Here is a 17715-nt window from a genome sequence, read left to right as displayed (position 1 = left end):
CCGCCCGCGGCCGTCATCGCACAAATCAGGCGTACGCCTGGTCCAAGAACTGCTCCACCTGCTCCTTGGACTTCGTGTCGCGGCTGAAGAGCCGCTTGACTTCACGGCCCTGTTCGTAGACGAGGAAGGTCGGGATCCCGAGGATCTGGAGCTCTTCCGCCAGATCCGGAACCTCGTCCCGGTTCACGCGAACCATCGAAAATTGATCACGGTACTTTTCTTCCCATTCCCCTAGATATGGCTCAATGCGACGGCAGTCCGGACACCACGTCGCATAGAATTCGACCACCACGCGGCCGGATTGCACCGCTTCCCGATACCTTTCGACCGTTCGAATCTCTTCCACGGCTCTCGCTCCCTTCCGCCTTCATTATACTGCGCCGCACGCTCAAAACCACTCGACCGAGCGGCGAGATGGTTCGGGCCAAAAAAAGGGGGGCGGATCGACGACCCGCCCGAGAAGAGAAGGAGTGGCGTGGACAGCCTGAAGCGACCGGCGCGTGAGCCGGGCGGCTCCCGCCCGTCTCAGGACGAGAGCCGGCGAAAGGTGACGATCAACTGATCCCGATACCGCCGAATGTCGACGACGCGGATTTGGCTCCGTTCCACCGCTTCCTTGAGCTCCCGCATCATCAGCTCGTTGCGAGCTTCATCGGCCTGCGTGAAGATGACCGTTTCGAATGGCGGTTCCATCGAGATCGACCCTCCGCCAGAGAATGCGGACCAGGGCGTGCCCTGTTGTCTGTAGCGTAGCGCATCGCAGGAGGTGGGTCAACGCATTTTGTAAGATTACCTAACAAAATTAAAGGTTTTTCTGCGATCTCGTCATCTTTTTTAACGCAATCGGTGCGTTCGTTGCGGGAGATAGTCGCGCCACGTGCCCGCGGACCAGTGCTCGCCGCTCGGGCCGCGCACCACAATCTCGGCATCGGCCGCGCCGCGGTGCGCCTCCATGAAGTAGCGGTCCGCGGCGGCCATGGCAAACAGGAGTGGACGCGCAAGCCCCAACATCCGCTTGCCGCCCTCCTTTGCCGCAGGGGCCGGGAGCGGGCGCCACCGCTCGACGGTCAACTCAAAGGTGCCCTCATCCACCCACGCGCCGATGGCTACGGTGCCGCCGAGCCGCCCGCGAGCGCGCCGAGCCCATGCCGCCACGTCGTCGCCACATCCGATCCAGACCTGATACATGCCGCCGCGCGGCACGCGAACGGCGGCAAGCGTGCGCCCGGCGAGCGGACCATCCGGAAATGCGCCCGGGAGAAACACCGTGCGCACGCGCCGCAACTGGTTTCGATGCATGGTCGTCATATCGCATCCTCCACCTGATTCAGCCGTTCGCCCATGTGTATGCCGACGCGCACGCGCAGGTGCCAACTGAAAGGCGGGCCCCGGTGTCCCGGGGCCCGCGCGGTCAGAAAGCTATCGCGATATGCCTTATGCCGTGGCGAGATCGGCCTGGATGCGGCGGAGCAGCGCCTCGCAGCCCAAGCGCACCAGGCGGTACACCTCCTCGAAGCGGCCGTCGTAATACGGATCCGGCACCTCGTCCGGCTCATCCGGGACGAGATCGAGCAGCCGGAAGACGTGATCAGACCGCTTCGCGCCCAGCCGCTCCAGCGCGCGCATGTTGGACTCGTCCATCGCCACGATGTAGTCGAACCGCTCGAGGTCCTCTGGGCGAATCTGCCGGCTGACGATGCCCGCGTAGTCGATGCCGTATCGGTCCAGCACGCGGCGCGTCCCGTGATGAGGCGGATCGCCCGCGTGCCAGTCGCCGATGCCAGCGGAGTCGACTTCAATCTCACCCTCGAGGCCGGCTTTGCGCACCATGTCGCGAAAGACGGCCTCTGCCATCGGCGATCGGCAGATGTTGCCGAGACACACAAACAGGACGCGGATCATGCGGCCTCCCCCTCAATCGTCGATCCGATACACCCAGTACCGCTCAGTCCCCAAAAGGCGAAGGGCCTCCTCGCGAGCCTGGCCGCCCGCGGCGAGCGCCTCCTCCACCCGGGCGAAGATGCCCGAGAACTGCGAGCGGTGAGCCTTCATCGCCGCGAGCTTCTCCTCGAGAACGCTCGACACGTCGATGACAAAGTCGGGTTCGCCGAGGATCTTCTCGGGCTCGTGAACCACCGCCGAGCCCCAGATGACCGGCCGCTCTTCCTTCGGCAGCCGCTTCACGGCGATCACGGCGGCATTCGACATGGCGTCGTGATCGGGGTGCACGCCGAGTCCCGGATAGTACGTCATCAGAATGGACGGTTTCACCTCGCGAATGACCGCTTCGATGCGATCCGCCACCCGCTCGGGATCCTCAAATTCCACGGTTTTATCGCGCAAGCCGAGGAGCCGCAGATCGCTTATGCCGAGGATCTCGCACGCCTGTTCGAGCTCCTTCCGCCGGATCTTCGGCAGGGTCTCCCGGTTGGCGATGGGAGGGTTGCCCATGTTTCGCCCCAACTCGCCGAGCGTGCCACAGATGAGGGTGGCAGGCGTGCCCGCGCGGGTGAACAGGATCACGGTCCCAGCCTTGCCGAACGACTCGTCGTCTGGATGAGGATACACGAGCAACAGGTGACGAGTCTTTTCCACTTGTGCCATCGATCACGCCTCCTCCTCAAGTGCGCTCATGGGCCAGGGGGTGCGTGAGAGCTGCAGCGCAACCGCGAGACGCCCCTCGTCATCGTGGCCAGCCAGGAGCAACCGGCCCTTCTCGTCCACCTCGTAATCGGTGAGGCCCTCCGCGTAAATCCAGCCCTGCTCCATCTTGAGGCCGACGCGGTACGGCCGATTCCCCGCGATGGCCGCTCGCTCAAAGCGAACGCGCCCGTTTCGAATGTAGGCGCACACCGCCATCGGTTGGCCAAAGCGGTGCGCGGCGTACGCGCCGTTGGTCGTCTCCAGATGCAGATACACATCGTCCCCGACGAAGCGGTTCAACGCAGCCTGTACCGCCTGTACATCGATAGGTTTCAAAGCAAAGCACCTGACCTTCTCCCGAGTTTTGCGCCTGTGCGATAATCGTCGTGAATCAACGTCCTCTATCGTGCCAAAACATCGGGGCCGATTCAAATGGCCGAACGGCCCCGCGCCGGGCGCGGTGGAGTGAAGGAGGTCTCCCATGAACGCCGACGCGCGCAGATGGATCGAACGCCTGCAACTCACCCCGCACCCCGAAGGCGGGTACTACCGCGAAATTTACCACTCCCCGCGCTATCTACGCGATCCGGCCACCGTGGAGGCGTATGGCGGCGTGCGCCGCACGGCGACGAGCATCTACTTCCTGCTGCCGGAAGGCGACGTGTCTCGGCTGCATCGCTTGCGCTCCGACGAGCTGTGGTACTTTCACCACGGCCGGCCGGTCGTCGTGCACCTGTTCCATCCAGACGGGCGCTACGAGGCACGAGAACTGGGCCTGCCCGACGTGCCCGGCAGAGAACCCCAAGTCTTGGTTCCCGCCGGCACCATCTTTGGGGCTGAGCTCGCGCCGGGAGACGGCGCCGCGTTTGCGCTCGTGGGCTGCATGGTGACGCCGGGGTTTGACTTTGAGGACTTCGAGCTCGTATCGCGCGACGAGGTGACGCCCCGATTCCCGGCTCAGAAGGACGTCATCGCGCGCCTCACATGAGGGACTTTCGCATCCGAACGTGAGGGATGCCGGCGTCTTCAAACACGTCGTCCGAAGCGCGCCGGTATCCCAGCTTTTCGTAGAACTGCTCGGCGTGCAGCTGTGCGTCAAGCACAATCTCCCGAAACCCCGCTTCGCGCACCAGTTCCTCCACAGCCTGCATGACGCGCCGGCCCAGCCCCTGGCCGCGCAGGTGCCCGAGGACGGCGACGCGCTGCACCTTGGCGGTGTCGCGGTCTCCCGGGTGGTACGGGCGAAACCGCGCCGTGGCCACCGGCGCACCGGCATCGTCGTAGAGCAAGACGTGAACCGCGCGACCCAGCTGGTCGAACTCGTCGATTTCCAAAGCTTCCGGAACCCGCTGCTCCTCGATGAAGACCTTCCGCCGAATCGACAGACAAGCGCGCAACTGCGCTTCATCCACAACCCTTACCGCGCGCATCCCAACACCCCCAACAATTTGGAAGACATCTTTCGAGAAGCGTATAATTCAACCCGAGTATGCAAGGAGGAACGCGCATGTCTACCACCACGACCGTGTCCGGAAGGGAACCGCGCGGCGGGCGCCGGGCCCTGTTCTTGATCACCATCGCGCTCGGCGTCCTTTTGAACCCGCTCAACTCGTCGATGATCTCCGTCGCCATGGCCAAATTCGAACACGTGTTTCACGTCCATTTTACCACGGCATCATGGCTCATCTCGTCGTACTACCTCGCGAGCGCCGTCGCGCAGCCCATCATGGGCAAGGTGGCCGATCTCGTCGGGCGAAAGCCCCTGTTTCTCATCGGATTGGCGCTTGTGACGCTGTCCTGCGCGTTGGCTCCTTTCGCACCATCCTTCACGTGGCTGGTCGTCTTCCGGCTCATCCAATCGTTGGGAAGCGGGGCCATCTACCCCGCGGGCATGGGGATTGTGCGCAACGTCATCACGGACAGGCAGGCTCAGGCTCTCGCGTTTTTGTCAGTGTTCTCGTCGGGAGCCGCCGCCTTTGGACCTTCCATCGGCGGGTTCATCATGAATTATCTGGATTGGCAAGGAATCTTCCTGGTCAACTTTCCGTTCGTCGTCGCGAGTTTTGGGCTCGCCGTGTTCATCCTCCCGAACCCGCGCCGGGAGGAACGCCAGCGCGTTCGCGAGGTGTTGCGGGAGATCGATTTGCCCGGCATCGCTCTGTTCATCCTCGCCATTGTCACGTCGCTCGTGTTTCTGCTATCGCTGACCGGGCGAGCTGCCTTTTGGGCGGCCGCCACAGGCGCCGTGGCGTTCGCGGCGTTCGGGTGGCGGGAGCACGTGGCGCCGAGCCCGTTCTTGAGCTTGCGCTTTTTCAAGCGCTACAAGTCGCTGACGTGGGTGCTCATCCAATTCACCACGGTGAACATCATCTTCTACTCCATCTTCTTTGGCATGCCGACCTACCTGCAGGAGGTGCGCGGCTTCGATTCGCAGGAGACGGGGCTCATCATGCTCGCCGTGGCGGGCTTCAGCCTCATCACGGCGCCCATCACCGGGCGGTGGGTGGCGGCAAGCGGCTCTCGGCCGCCGCTCATCCTCGCCGCGCTCTTCATGACAGCCGGCAGCCTGCTCATGCTGACCTTACACACGTCGTCGCCCATTTGGTGGTTGTGCGTGGTGTTGTCCGTCCTCGGGCTGTCGAACGGCTTCAACAACGTCGGGCTCCAGACCGCTCTGTTTGCAGCGAGTCCCCGCGAGGTCATCAGCACCGCATCGGGCCTCTTTCAGATGGCGCGCTACATGGGGACCATCCTGTCGACGGTCGTCCTGGGCCTTTTGTTCGGCGCGCACCTCACCACCTCTGCCCTGCACGTCCTCGCCGTGGTGCTTGCGTGCCTCGGAGCATTGGTCCTCGCGATGAGCCTCCGCCTGCCCCGCCGAACCTGACGAGACGACGAACGGCCGCCCGTCGAGGCCCGGTATGGCCCCGTCGGACGGCCGTTCAATGAGCCTTGCCTCAGGACGACCGCGAATCCCCCTTGTCGAACCCTCGAGCTTGCCGCATGGCGCGATCGCGAAACGCCTTCGGCGTCAGCCCCACCTGCCGCTTGAACAGCTTGTTGAAATACGTGGGATCCGGGTAGCCGACGTGCGCACCCACCTCATACGCCTTGAGGTGGAAATCGCGCAACAGCAGATCCTTCGCCTTGTTGAGGCGCGTCTGCACGATGAACTCCCGGATGGTCATGCCGGTCTCGCTTTTGAAACGCTTGGAGAGGTAACTCGGACTCAGGAACACCTGGCTCGCGAGCGTCGCCACGTCGAGGTCCGAATCGTAGTTGCGCTCGATGATCTCGATGACCTGGCCGATCTGCGCGCTGTGCGCCGTGCGCGCCGCCTCTTCACGCCCGAGCACCACCATGAGCGCGTGCTTCAGCTTGTCGCGCCAGTCCCACCACTTTGGGCATTCTTCCGCCACGAAGCGGAGCCACTGGCGCGTGGAGATAGGAACCTGGAGCATCCGATCCCGCCCGTCCGCCTGGCGCTGGCCGACGGCCGCCATGATGAACTGCGCGCAGAGTTCCGCCACGTCTTCCAGCTTCGTCGGCCGTTCCGCCAACTGCGCAAACAAGTCCTCCACCACGGACGCGATGCCTTCATAGCCGCGATCGCCAAGCTGCGTCACGGCCCGCGTGATAAAACGAGTTCTGTCCTCGTCGTAAAGCGGCGCCAGCTCGCGCCTGCCCTGCGAGTAGGCGGACGATTCGAACACGTTCCAGTGCGACGCAGCGGTGGCCTCCATCAGCGCCTGCCACCAACGCGCGACCTCCCGCTCGTCGCACGCGGCGCTGACGCCGACGAGCGTCCGGTCCGCGGCCAATCTCGCGAGTGCGGACTCGAAACCCTCCATTGCCCGCTCCGGGTGGTGAGCGGCGAGCGTCATGACGTAGGTGGCCGCATCGCACGACAGCAGGTGCACGCATTCGAACCCTGCCGACTGAACCTGAGCCAGAAACGGATACATCGGGACGACGCGCGAACTGCGGACGACGACCACCAGCCACGCCTGGCGATCGCGCACGCCGTCGAGCGCCCTTTTCACTTCGCGAAAATCCAGTTCCACGGGATGTTGCTGCAACACGTCCCAACTGACAGACGGCCAACTGGCGCGAACTTCCCGGATGGCGTGCAGCGAGGATGAAACATTGGTCTTTTTCGGCATGCGCACGCTCACGTTAGCCCTCCCCTCGCGCCCCACGAGCAATGAAAACGGTTTCTATCAAAACATTATAAAAGGATCCTCGTGCGCAGGGGAGTCGTAAAATCCACCGTTCTTGTCTTTCTTGGCACTTGTTTGCGAAAGAAAGGCGCCGAAACCACCCTGTTTCGGCGCCAAAACACAAGAATTCAATTGGAGACAGCCCATTGGATGAGCGGCGACGGGCGATCGCAGTACAACAGCCGCAAGCGATGCAACGCCCGCGTGCATCCGACGTATAACAGCTTGGCATCCCGCGGATCGACGCGGTAATGGGATTCGTCCACGTCCACGAGGATGACGCTGTCGAACTCGAGCCCTTTGGCCAGATAAACCGGCACGATGCTGATGCCGCCTTCGTAGTGCGTCTGGCTCGCCGTGAGAAGGTGGGCGTCGAGCCCTGACTCCAGGCACATCTGATGATACACGTGTGCATCTTCTTCCGTCCGCGTCAACACCGCGACGGTCGTCGCTCCTCGGCTCTCGGCGGAAAGCCGCTCCAGGAGCGCATCGAACCGGCCCTCCCAGGAGACGGGCTCGACCACGACGGGATCGCCGCTGCGGAACACAGGTCGCGCCAAGACCTTCGGCTTGAAGGGTTCCAGGATCCGGTTCGCAAACGACACAATCTCGTATGTCGACCGATACGACACCGACATCTCCACGTACCGGCTTCCTCCCGGAAACAGCGCTCGCACCTCGTCCCAGTCGCGAAACCCCGCCTCGCTGTGAATGCTCTGCGAAAGATCCCCCAGAATCGTGAAGGATAGGCTGGGGCAGTACGCCTGCAGCACCCGGATGTGCGCCGGCGAGAAATCCTGCGCCTCGTCGATCACGACGTGATGGAAGACATCTCGCGCGTCCACACCGTGAAGCCACTGGTGGATGGCGAGAAGCAGCGGCAGATCTTCTGGCTCCACGAGCGGTCGCGCCCCGTATTTGGCAGGGCGCTGGATGGAACGAAGCGAGAGACCTGGATGGTGTCGCAAAAAGGACTCGTAGATGGGCAGGGGCTCGAGATCCGGCCAAGCCCGCTCAAATTCGCGGGCGGCAGCCGCAATCTCTCGCTTGATGGACTTCTCCACCTTGCCCGCGTCCTTCGCCTGCATCTCCCACTGCCGCTTGGCGCGCGCCACCACGCGGTCTCGCCGCTGGCGCACGGGATAGCGCGCGTATTCGATGTGGAACCAGCGGGCGATGGTCTCGGCGGAAATGGGCGGTCCCACAGGAGACGGCACGTCTCCCTGCGGCACCATCTTCTTTTCCATGTCTTGCAAGAAGGCCTGGAGCGCTTCCAGCGTCTCCACGCGCCCCTTCAGCTCGATCTCCCGGCGCATCGACTCGTACTCCTGCGACGGACGAAGCGCGAACCGCTCGCGCAGCCGCTTTGCCGGATCCGGCAGGAGCACCACATGGTCCAACACGCGCAGCGCAAAGGCCGCAAACGTCGTCTGCTGCACATCCCCGACGCCGAGCTCGGGGAGCACCTCGGAAATGTAATCCACAAACATCGCCGAGGGCGCAAAGATGACCATCTTATCCGCCCGGAGCTTTTCCGGGTGCTGGTACAACAAGTAGGCGAGCCGATGCAGCGCGACGGTCGTCTTGCCGCTTCCCGCGACACCCTGAATGAGGATGGGCACGTTTTTGTCCGCGCGGATGACCTCGTTCTGTTCGGCCTGAATCGTGGCCACGATGTCGTGCAAACGGCTATCCTTGGAATCCGCGAGGCGGTAGAGCAAGAACTCGTCGACGTTGCCGGCCTGCGTCTGCCCTTTCACGTAGCTGTCGACGACGCGGACGAGATCGCCCTCGCGCACCACGATGTTTCGCTTGAGCGACACGGTGCCACGCACCTCGCCGCCCGGAGCTTCATAACGGGCCTCGTCGCCCTGACCGGTGAAGGAGTAAAACACGCTCGCGGCGGGAGCGCGCCAATCGAGGACGACGCGCTCGCCCGTCGACGGATGATCGATGCCCTGCTTGCCGATGTACAGCTTCTGCAGGGCCTCCCCCTCGGGCTGAAAGTCAATGCGCCCGAAATACGGATCGCGGAGCGCCCTCCGGAGCTGATGGCGCCGCTCCTCCGCCATCTCGGCAACGGCGACATCGGCGACGACATCGGCGGTCAGCGCCTCGTCCGCATCCTCGTCGTCCTCGTCGCGCACGGGCATCCTTGGCCCCGACTCGAGCGCCCCTCGAATGAGGTCGAGCACGCGCTGTAGGTGTTCCTTTTCCTCCTCGTATGGATCAAGCGCCGGGCGAGGCGGCGTCCCGGTCTCGCTCATGAAACCACCTCCCTCTGTGCGCGCGCGATGACTCGCGACCCGAGCGCGTACCACAAGAGGGCCGCCACGTCCGCCACCGCAATCACCGCGCCCATCGGCAGGCTGTCATGCGATCCGCCAAGGCCCACGAGCGGCGTGGCGGCCGCGCCGAGCAACAGCTGCGACACGCCGATGAGCCCTGCCGCGCTCCCGGCCTGTTTCGCATGGCGCTGCATGGCGAGCGACGAGCCCAGCGTGCTGACGACGCCCACGCACGACACGAGCACAAACAGCGAAGGCAGAATGCCCGCGAGTCCAAACCCGAAAAGGACGCTCGCAAACAGCCCGAGCCCCCCGAGAGCCGCGAGGCTCACGCCGAAGCGGAAGATCTTCCGCCCCTCGATGCGCCGGGCCAAATGCCCCGAGACCTGAGAGGCTATCACGATTCCCATGCCATTAGCCGCAAAGCACGCGCTGAACGCCTGCGGTGAGAGACCGTAGATGTCCTGCAGCACAAAAGGAGATCCCGAGATATAGGCGAACATCGCAGCCGACACCAGCCCTTGGGAAAACGCGTAAGTGACAAAGACGGGATCGCGAAATAACGCGCCAAACGCGCGCAAGGCGCCGCCGAGCCCGGCCCGGTTGCGCCGCTTCACTTCGAGCGTCTCCCGCAGCGCCACAAGCGACCACAGCCACAGCGCGACGCCGACACATCCCAAGATGACAAACACGCCGCGCCAATTGGTGAAGCGAAGCAACTGGCCGCCGATGACCGGTGCGAGAATCGGCGCCACACCGTTGACCAACATCAGAAGCGAAAAGAACCGCGTCAGTTCCACGCCGCTAAACAGGTCCCGGGCGATGGCTCGAGCGATGACGATGGCCGCGGAGCCACACAGCCCCTGGATCACCCGCACGACGACGAGCCCCCACGCGTCCGGCATGAGGCCGCAGGCGAAGGACGCTAACAGATACAGGCCGAGCCCCACGAGGAGCGGTCGCTTGCGGCCGAGCGCGTCGCTCAGCGGACCGGCGAACAGCTGGCCGACGGCCAAGCCCATCAGGCACGCCGTAAGACTCAGCTGGGCGACCGACGTGGCGGCGTGCAAGTCTCTCGCCATCGAGGGCAATGCCGGCAGATACATGTCGATGGAGAGCGGCGCAATGGCGGTCAAGCTGCCGAGAAGCGCGGCCAGGCGAAAGCGGGCGCCGAACGAGGTGGGCGCCTCGGCCAGGGTGTGTGCGGTCATCTCCACTTCCGACTTCACAGAATCTCCCCCCTCCACGTGTCTCCTATCTATCTCACTCATCTCGCCAGCTCGGCCGTTCGATGGCCCAGGATTTCACAAACAGGGCGGCTCACGCCGGGCGGTGAGCGCGGCCTCCTCGCTGAGCGATGTCACCAGGCGCCGTCCGCGAGCCCGTCGCCGAGCCACTGCAAGATGGCGTTTTGTCCCTGCGGCGTGGCCGCGGCTTGAAACATGGGCGCCAGGGCGAGCGCCTGCTCCCCGGCCTCGGCCAGAAGGCGTTGCCCGAGTGCGGTCGGATGCACGTCGTGCGGCAGAATATCGGCGGAAGGATCCGTCAGGGTGTCGTACGCGTCCGCGACGGGATCGCCCACGGCGACGGCGTCGGCGGCGATGGCGACGTTCGCCGCGACAATCGCGGACTCCGCCGTCTGATGAAGCCACTTGTCTGACGCGGGAAACGGGTTGTACAGGTCGTAGACGACGACGGTCGCCCGCGGATTGTCCTGATGCAGCAACCTGAGAATGGAGGCCAGGTTGCTCCGGATGTCCTGGATGCCTTGGGCCAACTTGGACGCCAACGTGGCCGCCTGCGACGACGTCGGCGTGACCCGCGCCCAGTCCGCCCCCTTTGGCAGCATGGCGAGCGCGGGCAGCAACAGGTCGTTGCTGCCAATGTCCACCGTGATGACCTGTGCGGCAGCCACATCGGCGCGCATCGCGGCATTTGTCCGAAGCGCCCGCAGGAGATCCCCTGACGTCCAACCGGGCACGCCGAGATCGACGGCGCGCCAACCTTCCTTCTTCGCTAAAAGATACGGAAACGCGAGCGGCGACGGCTCGTGATGATTGCCGAGATGGTACCCGAACGTGATGGAGTCGCCGAGCGCCACGAGCACGTGCGTCTCGTCGGGAGCCTGCGCCGCGCGAGCCGCGCTGGCCACATGGACGTCCGCAGCGCCCTGGGGTGGCGCAAGCACGTCAGGCTGTCCGATGGCGTGCAGAAGGAAAAACATGGCGCCAAACGCCGTCAACCACGGTCCGAGTGCCGACATGGCCTTGCTCCCTCTCCGTACAGTGGGTTCGATGGCTTCGCTTGAGTTCCGGCTGCAAAGCGCCTATTGTTCATGATAGATCACAATCGGTCGAGATGCTCGGCCGCAAGGCGCTCTCGCCAGAGGAGGATCGGCATGCGTCCGTCCACGCTTTTCGGCTTCGGAATGGCGGCTGTCGTGGTGACCCTGTCGGGATGCGGCGCCGACACGCCCTCTCACGCGCACACGTCCGCCGCACCGCGCGCCGCGTCAGCCGGCCAAGCGTCCGTCTCGGCGGACGTCCGCCTCGCTTCGCGCGCCACCGCCGAGGTCGCGACGTTGGCGTCGAGCCTGCGCGTCGCGGATGCGCACATGCGCATGCTGACCGCTCACACGGGAATGCTGTGGGGCTATCGCGGCAACCACTTCGCGATGTACGAGACCATCGACGGCGGACACACGTGGAAACCGGTGCCCCTCCCGGCGCTTCCCACGGACGACATGTCCGCGTACGGGCCGGGCGGCGCGCACGAGGTCACGGCCGTGATCGACTCGTCCGCAATGTGGTCGCTTGTGAGCGTGAGCCATGATCAGGCGCACATTTGGACGACAAAGGACGCGGGTCGGCACTGGCGGGAGACCACCTTGCCTCTGCCGGCAGGGACGGTTCAGTTTGCGGCCGGCCAATGGATGGCCGGAAGGCTGGGCTTCATGCTCTTCGAAAGCGACGGGTACAACGGCGTGGCAGCCAAGTACTTGTATCGAACGGAGAACGGCGGGGGTTCTTGGCAGCTCGTGGCTACGTCCACGGGTGGCCTTCCGCACAACGGGGTCCGCACCGCCATGGCGTTTGCTCCAAACGGCAAGACCGGCCTCTTGGCTGTCGTGGACGACTTGGAAAAGACGGTGCTGGTCGTGGAGACCAACGACGGCGGCCTCCATTGGCAGCCCACGAGCATCAGTCTGCCGAGCGGCATCGTGGCGCCCCCTTCGATCGAACTCGCGCTCGCCGGGCCCGGAGAGGCGCTCCAACTCGCCATCGAGGTGCAGGTGGGCTCCGCGTCCGAGCTCTTGGTGATGAATTCGTCCTACGGGTCCAGTTGGGACGTGGCCGAGATTGGCGTCACCCATCTGGAAGCGATGTGCGCCTCGCCCGCAGGCGATCTCGCCGCACTGGAAGACAAGTCCGGTCAACAGACGTGGATGGTGAGCCCCGATGGCGGCCAGACCTGGTACACACAGCCCGCTCAGGGCCTGCCCGCGAGCCTCGCCGATGCCGCGTCCGTGAGCGTGTCGGCGCCTTCCCCCAGCGCGTTTTTCCTTGTCGCGCTCGACGCTCGCCTGGCCGCAAGCCTGTACGCATCGTCGGACGGGGGCGACACGTGGCAGCCCCTCGGCTAGGCTCAGGCGATCTCGGCGTGAAACAGCCGGCGCATGTGTTCCAGGAAGATGTCCCCGAGATCCGTGAAGGTGGCGCATCCCTGGCGGTGCACCACAGCGCGAAACCCCTCGTCGTACGCCCCCGCGACGGTGAGAAAGTCGCAGATGTCCGTGCACACGCCGCACACGTGGACCCGCTCCACGTTGCGCTCGCGCAGGCGTTCCCCAAGTCCCGTGTTGTAAAACGCGTTGTAGCTCGCTTCGGGAGATACCACACGTCCGGGTGCCCCTTGTGCCGCTCGTACCACGCGGCGAGATCGCCGTACAGCTTTTGCCCCCACGTGCCCCGCACGTTGTGCGGCGGCCAGTCGAGAAAGTGGCGGTCGTCCGGATCGTGCTCGTCCATGCAAATCGCCACGACGCCCGTTCCGAGCATCCGATCCGCAAGGGCGAGGATGTAGGGAACGATGGCCTGGCCGGGCTTGCCGACCGTTAAGGCGCCCTCGTCGTGGACGAAATCATTGGACATGTCGACAATCAAGAGCGCTTCGCGCATGCGATAGCCCCCCTTTCGCCCTCATTGTACCCGTTGCCAGAGAGCGCGTCACCTCGCTTGCAATGGACGGCAGGTCTTTTGTACCATCGAGCGAGAAGCGAGGGAGACAAGATGCGTTTTCGCACGGGGCACCGCCTCGAGAAGTGGTTGGAAGTCGGTCGCGCACATCTGTTCGACGGCTATCAGGGCGATCCCGCCGCTTGGTATCAGTCCTTGACCGAGCCCGTCGCACTCGAACTGGGCTCTGGGCGCGGCGCATTCATGCGGCAAATGGCGCGTTTGCACCCCAACACGCGCTTCGTCGGCGTAGACCGGGTCTTGGCCGTCGCCGCAAAGGCGGCCTATGGGGCTGCCCTCGACGGGCTCGACAACCTCTCGTTTTTCGTCGGAGACGTCGAGCGGTTTGGCCCCCTGTGGACTGAACCCAGAGTCGCATGGCTGTACCTGAATTTCTCCGATCCTTGGCCCAAAAAGCGGCATCACAAGCGCCGCTTGACGGCGCCCGACAAGCTGTCGTGGTATGCCAAGTGGATGCGGCCGGAAGCCTGGCTGGAGCAAAAAACGGACAACCCCGAGTTCTTCGAGTGGTCGCTCGCGTCGTTCCAGGCGAGCGGGTGGGAAATCGCCGAGGTCGAACGAGGCCTTCCGCCGGGCGATCCCGACGGCACGCTCTCGGGCAAATACGTGCAGACCGAATACGAGATGAGATTCCGACAGCTGGGACAACCCATCTTCTATCTGCGCGCACGCCCGGCTCGTTGAGGCCGGGCGCTCGCGCCGGCGGATGAGGCCCCTGCCGAAAGCGCATTCGTGGGGAGGCGAGCACGTGAAGTACCGGCCACTTGGCGAACTGCAGGTGAGCGAACTGAGCTTTGGCACGTGGGCCATCGGAGGCGCATGGGGCCGCGTGGACGAGCGAGATGCCCTCGACGGGCTGGCCGCCGCGATCGACGCAGGCGTGAACTTCTTTGATACAGCGGATGTGTATGGCGACGGCCGAAGCGAAGAGCTTCTGGCAAAGGCCACGAAGGGGCGCGAGCACGAGATCTATATCGCCACCAAATTCTGCCGCGCAGGGAACATTCACGATCCGGCCACCTACAGCGAGCCCTCTGTTCGCCGCTTTCTCGAAGGCAGCCTGCGCAGGCTGCGGCGCGATGTCGTCGACTTGTACCAGATCCATTGTCCGCCGACGGCGATCCTCCGCGACGGCGCGGTGTTCGAGGTTTTGGACAAGCTGCAGGCCGAAGGGAAAATCCGGTATTACGGCGTGAGCGTGGAGACGGTCGAGGAGGGGCTTCTGTGCCTTCAGGTCCCGGGCGTCCGCGCCCTGCAGGTCATTTTCAACATTTTCCGACAGAAGCCGGCGGAAGAGCTGTTGCCGCGGGCCAAGGCGCAGGGCGTCGGCATCCTGGCCCGACTGCCGCTCGCGAGCGGCCTGTTGACCGGCAAGTTCAAGCCCGATCACCGCTTCGATCCCGACGACCACCGTTCGTTCAACGAGAACGGCGAGCAGTTCAACGTCGGGGAAACGTTCGCAGGCCTCGGCTTTGCCAAGGGTGTCGAGCTGGCCGAGCGATTGCGCTGGATTGGCGAAGGCCGTGGCAATATGACGCGAGCGGCGCTCCGCTTTATCCTGGATCACGACGAGGTGACCTGCGCCATCCCCGGCTTTAAAAACCGACAGCAAGTGCAAGACAACCTCGCCGCGCTTGACGTCCGGCCGTTCTCCCCTGAGGAGCGCGCACGGCTGCGCCGCTTTTACGAAGATGAGGTGCTTCCCCATATCCGCGGCGCCTACTGACGCGCCTGGGACCGTGCGCCGGGCCCACGAGATGGAGGTTCCCGTGGGCCCGCCGTGCCGGCCGGCTCAGAAGTTCGTCCGAATGGCGGCGAGCTTCCGCTCCATCATGTCGTACATCGCATACAGCACGCCTTCACGCCCGACGCCGCTCTCCTTCACCCCGCCATACGGCATGTGATCCACCCGGTACGTCGGCACCTGGTTGATGAGAACCGCGCCCGCCTGCACGGTCTCGATGGCGAGCATGGCGTGATCCATCCGCTTGGTGAAGACCCCCGCGTTCAGCCCAAACTTGCTTCGATTCGCGAGTTCGAGCCCCTTCTCGAAGCTCGACACCCGCTCCACCAGCAGGATGGGGCCAAACGCTTCCTCCGTGCACAGCTTCGCATCGAGCGGCACGCCCGTCACCACCGTCGGCTCCATGCGGTTGCCCTCGATCTTGCCCCCGACGAGCACCTCGGCACCGCGATCCACGGCCTCTTCGAGCCAGGCCTTGAGGCGGGCACCCGCCTGCTCGTTGATGAGCGCCGACACGTCTGTCGCCTCGTCGAGCGGATCGCCCACCTTGAGCGCCTTCGCGCCCGCCACAATCCGCTTCACCAACTCGTCGTACACCGCGTCGTGGATGTACACGCGCTGGATGGAAATGCACACCTGTCCGTTATAGGAGAATCCGCCCTGGACGATCTCGGCCGCCAGCTTGTCGAGCTCGTGCGCGGTGAAGCCTTCATCCACCACGAGTGGCGAATTCGAGCCGAGCTCCAGCGTCACGCGCCGCAGCCCCGCCTGCTGGCGAATGATCTTGCCCACGGTCGGGCTGCCTGTGAAGGTCACAAACGCGACGTCCGGGTGCGTCGTCAGCACCTCGCTCAGCTCCTTGCCGTCGCCCGGGATGATGTTCAATACCCCAGGCGGGAGCCCTGCGTCCTGGAAGATGTGCCCGAGGACCAGCGCCGAAAGCGGGGTCTGCTCGGCGGGCTTCAAAACGATGGCGTTGCCCGCGGCGATAGCCGGACCGACCTTGTGCGCCACCAGGTTCATTGGAAAGTTGAACGGCGTGATGGCCGTCACGACGCCCAACGGCTCCCAGAGCGTGAACGCCACGTGGTGTTCCCCGCGCGGCGCCGCGTCCATGGGCACCGTCTCACCCCGGATGGACTTGGCCGCCTCAGCCGAAAAGCGGTACGTCTCGATGGTCCGGTCAATCTCCTGGCGCGCGGCCCGGATGGGCTTGGCCGCCTCGCGCGCGATGGTCTCCGCGAGTTCCGCTCTGCGATCCGCGATGATATCCGCCGCCTTGCTCAGGATCTGCGCCCGCTGCCAGGCGGGCACCTTCCGAAACGACTTTTGCGCCCTCGCGGCCACCTCGATGGCGCGGGCCGCCTGTTCCGGCGACGCGTAGCCGATCATGGCCAGCGGCTCCCCGCTGTACGGGCTGCGCAACTCGACGTGTCGCGCCGCCTCCTCCCAGTCGCCGTCGATGAAGAGATGGGTCTTCCCCACTTCAATCGCTTTGCTCACGGTTTCATCCTCCCGCGTCGTGTTCTCTGCACAGCGTTTCCTCTCCTACAAGTCGCCATTCCCCCGAAGCCACGCCGTATACGCGGTCCGCCACACGATGGGATGGCGGGGCACTCGGGCGAGATCGAACGCGCCCACCGCCTCGCGGAGCGAAATGTCCTCGGGGCGATCCGCTTGCCCGGCGAGCCAGAGAAGCAACCCCACGAGCCGCTGCGGCCGCACGCCCGCGTCGCGCAGCGCGCGGAGAGACAGGTCCCCGTGCCGCTTCGCGAGCCTGCGTCCGTCGCCATCCACCACGAGCGGCACGTGCGCGTAGCGCGGCGGGGCATAGCCCAGGCGCTCGGCGAGATAGACCTGGCGAAACGCGGACGGAAACAAATCGGATCCGCGGATCACGTCGGTGACGCCCATGGCGTGATCGTCGACGACGACGGCCAGGTGGTACGCGATCACGCCGTCCGCCCTCCGGACGACGAAGTCGCCGCCTTCCGCCGGCCGAGCCGTCGTGCGGCCGAGCAAGCGATCGTCCACCGTGATGAGCGCATCGTCCCGAACGTGAAGGCGCAGCGATGGTGGCTTGCTCGCGGCGAGCTCCGAGCGCCTTGCGTCCGAGAGTCGAAGGCAACGGCGGTCGTAGCGCGGCTCATCCCCGAACAGCCCCTGTGGCGCCGACGCGATGGACAAAAGCCGCGATCGCGGGCAGAAACACGGGTACAGTTCGCGCGCGCTGCGCAGATGTTCGAGCGCCCGCTCGTAGCTCTCGCGCCGAAGGCGTTGCTCGTAGGGCGCGGCGGGCCCGCCCACGTCTGGGCCTTCGTCCCAATCGATGCCAAGCCAGCGGAGGTCGTCGATCATCGCCTGGCGGTACGCGTCGCGGCATCTCGCCTCGTCCAGGTCTTCGACGCGCAGAACGAACGCGCCGCCGTTTCGGCGCGCGTCGAGCCAGGCGAGCACGGCCACCCAGGCGTTGCCCACGTGCAAATCGCCGGTGGGACTGGGCGCAAATCGACCTTTGTACGAGGGCGTCAATCGGCACACCTCTCTTCGCCTTCCATGTTAAC

The 17715-nt window shown here is 64.8% G+C and carries 19 protein-coding genes; 5 read left to right on the top strand and 14 right to left on the bottom strand.

What is annotated here, in order from left to right; all coding sequences use genetic code 11:
• Positions 1-25: 25 nt before the first annotated feature.
• From AS26_RS04250 to AS26_RS04230, 6 genes are all read right to left on the bottom strand, one after another.
• Positions 26-346 (bottom strand): thioredoxin family protein, encoded by a 321-nt coding sequence (locus tag AS26_RS04250; RefSeq protein WP_062306382.1) that lies wholly within the window; start codon positions 344-346, stop codon positions 26-28.
• Positions 347-525: 179 nt separating this feature from the next.
• Positions 526-693 (bottom strand): hypothetical protein, encoded by a 168-nt coding sequence (locus AS26_RS14395; protein WP_014463746.1) that lies wholly within the window; start codon positions 691-693, stop codon positions 526-528.
• Positions 694-834: 141 nt separating this feature from the next.
• Positions 835-1308, bottom strand: a complete 474-nt coding sequence (locus AS26_RS04245; RefSeq protein ID WP_062306380.1) for a hypothetical protein — start codon at positions 1306-1308, stop codon at positions 835-837.
• A 126-nt stretch (positions 1309-1434) separates the two neighbouring features.
• Positions 1435-1902 (bottom strand): low molecular weight protein-tyrosine-phosphatase, encoded by a 468-nt coding sequence (locus AS26_RS04240; RefSeq protein ID WP_062306379.1) that lies wholly within the window; start codon positions 1900-1902, stop codon positions 1435-1437.
• A gap of 12 nt (positions 1903-1914) precedes the next feature.
• The gene (gene bshB2, locus AS26_RS04235) at positions 1915-2604 is read right to left on the bottom strand and encodes a bacillithiol biosynthesis deacetylase BshB2 (protein ID WP_062306377.1); all 690 of its coding nucleotides are present in this window, start codon (positions 2602-2604) and stop codon (positions 1915-1917) included.
• A gap of 3 nt (positions 2605-2607) precedes the next feature.
• Positions 2608-2979, bottom strand: a complete 372-nt coding sequence (locus AS26_RS04230; RefSeq protein ID WP_062306376.1) for a YojF family protein — start codon at positions 2977-2979, stop codon at positions 2608-2610.
• A gap of 145 nt (positions 2980-3124) precedes the next feature.
• Here AS26_RS04230 and AS26_RS04225 point away from each other — a divergent pair, with 145 nt between their 5' ends.
• Entirely contained in the window at positions 3125-3631 is a 507-nt protein-coding gene (locus tag AS26_RS04225; RefSeq protein WP_062306374.1) for a cupin domain-containing protein, read from the top strand.
• On the opposite strand, the gene AS26_RS04220 is transcribed toward AS26_RS04225, so the two are convergent.
• Positions 3624-4073 (bottom strand): GNAT family N-acetyltransferase, encoded by a 450-nt coding sequence (locus AS26_RS04220; RefSeq protein ID WP_062306373.1) that lies wholly within the window; start codon positions 4071-4073, stop codon positions 3624-3626. The genes AS26_RS04225 and AS26_RS04220 overlap by 8 nt on opposite strands.
• 77 nt (positions 4074-4150) lie before the next feature.
• Here AS26_RS04220 and AS26_RS04215 point away from each other — a divergent pair, with 77 nt between their 5' ends.
• A complete protein-coding gene (locus tag AS26_RS04215) occupies positions 4151-5530 on the top strand; it encodes an MFS transporter (RefSeq protein ID WP_062306371.1) in 1380 nt (459 codons plus the stop codon).
• 70 nt (positions 5531-5600) lie between these two features.
• Here AS26_RS04215 and AS26_RS04210 read toward each other — a convergent pair whose 3' ends face one another.
• From AS26_RS04210 to AS26_RS04195, 4 genes are all read right to left on the bottom strand, one after another.
• Positions 5601-6818, bottom strand: coding sequence for a helix-turn-helix transcriptional regulator (locus AS26_RS04210; RefSeq protein ID WP_062306370.1), 1218 nt, complete (start codon positions 6816-6818; stop codon positions 5601-5603).
• Positions 6819-6991: 173 nt separating this feature from the next.
• On the bottom strand, positions 6992-9130 hold the full coding sequence (locus AS26_RS04205) for a HelD family protein (protein ID WP_062306368.1): 2139 nt from the start codon (positions 9128-9130) through the stop codon (positions 6992-6994).
• The gene (locus AS26_RS04200) at positions 9127-10380 is read right to left on the bottom strand and encodes a multidrug effflux MFS transporter (protein WP_157068439.1); all 1254 of its coding nucleotides are present in this window, start codon (positions 10378-10380) and stop codon (positions 9127-9129) included. Before AS26_RS04200 ends, AS26_RS04205 begins: the two co-directional genes overlap by 4 nt.
• A gap of 131 nt (positions 10381-10511) precedes the next feature.
• The gene (locus AS26_RS04195) at positions 10512-11414 is read right to left on the bottom strand and encodes an SGNH/GDSL hydrolase family protein (RefSeq protein WP_062306365.1); all 903 of its coding nucleotides are present in this window, start codon (positions 11412-11414) and stop codon (positions 10512-10514) included.
• Between the two features lie 135 nt (positions 11415-11549).
• On the opposite strand from AS26_RS04195, the gene AS26_RS04190 reads away from it, so the two are divergent.
• Complete coding sequence (locus AS26_RS04190; protein WP_062306364.1) at positions 11550-12794, top strand: WD40/YVTN/BNR-like repeat-containing protein; 1245 nt, start codon at positions 11550-11552, stop codon at positions 12792-12794.
• 2 nt (positions 12795-12796) lie between these two features.
• On the opposite strand, the gene AS26_RS15015 is transcribed toward AS26_RS04190, so the two are convergent.
• On the bottom strand, positions 12797-13048 hold the full coding sequence (locus tag AS26_RS15015; protein ID WP_505592643.1) for a cysteine hydrolase family protein: 252 nt from the start codon (positions 13046-13048) through the stop codon (positions 12797-12799).
• Between the two features lie 392 nt (positions 13049-13440).
• On the opposite strand from AS26_RS15015, the gene trmB reads away from it, so the two are divergent.
• A complete protein-coding gene (gene trmB, locus AS26_RS04180) occupies positions 13441-14091 on the top strand; it encodes a tRNA (guanosine(46)-N7)-methyltransferase TrmB (RefSeq protein ID WP_062306363.1) in 651 nt (216 codons plus the stop codon).
• A gap of 64 nt (positions 14092-14155) precedes the next feature.
• Complete coding sequence (locus AS26_RS04175; RefSeq protein WP_062306361.1) at positions 14156-15133, top strand: aldo/keto reductase; 978 nt, start codon at positions 14156-14158, stop codon at positions 15131-15133.
• A 66-nt stretch (positions 15134-15199) separates the two neighbouring features.
• On the opposite strand, the gene AS26_RS04170 is transcribed toward AS26_RS04175, so the two are convergent.
• Positions 15200-16654 (bottom strand): aldehyde dehydrogenase family protein, encoded by a 1455-nt coding sequence (locus AS26_RS04170; RefSeq protein ID WP_062306360.1) that lies wholly within the window; start codon positions 16652-16654, stop codon positions 15200-15202.
• Between the two features lie 45 nt (positions 16655-16699).
• Complete coding sequence (gene gluQRS / locus AS26_RS04165; RefSeq protein ID WP_062306359.1) at positions 16700-17683, bottom strand: tRNA glutamyl-Q(34) synthetase GluQRS; 984 nt, start codon at positions 17681-17683, stop codon at positions 16700-16702.
• Positions 17684-17715 lie beyond the last annotated feature (32 nt).

This window comes from Alicyclobacillus sendaiensis NBRC 100866 (genome assembly GCF_001552675.1).
Classification (GTDB): Bacteria; Bacillota; Bacilli; order Alicyclobacillales; family Alicyclobacillaceae; genus Alicyclobacillus; species Alicyclobacillus sendaiensis.
Note: the sequence above shows the minus strand (reverse complement) of the source record. Positions and strands in the feature narration are given on the sequence as shown.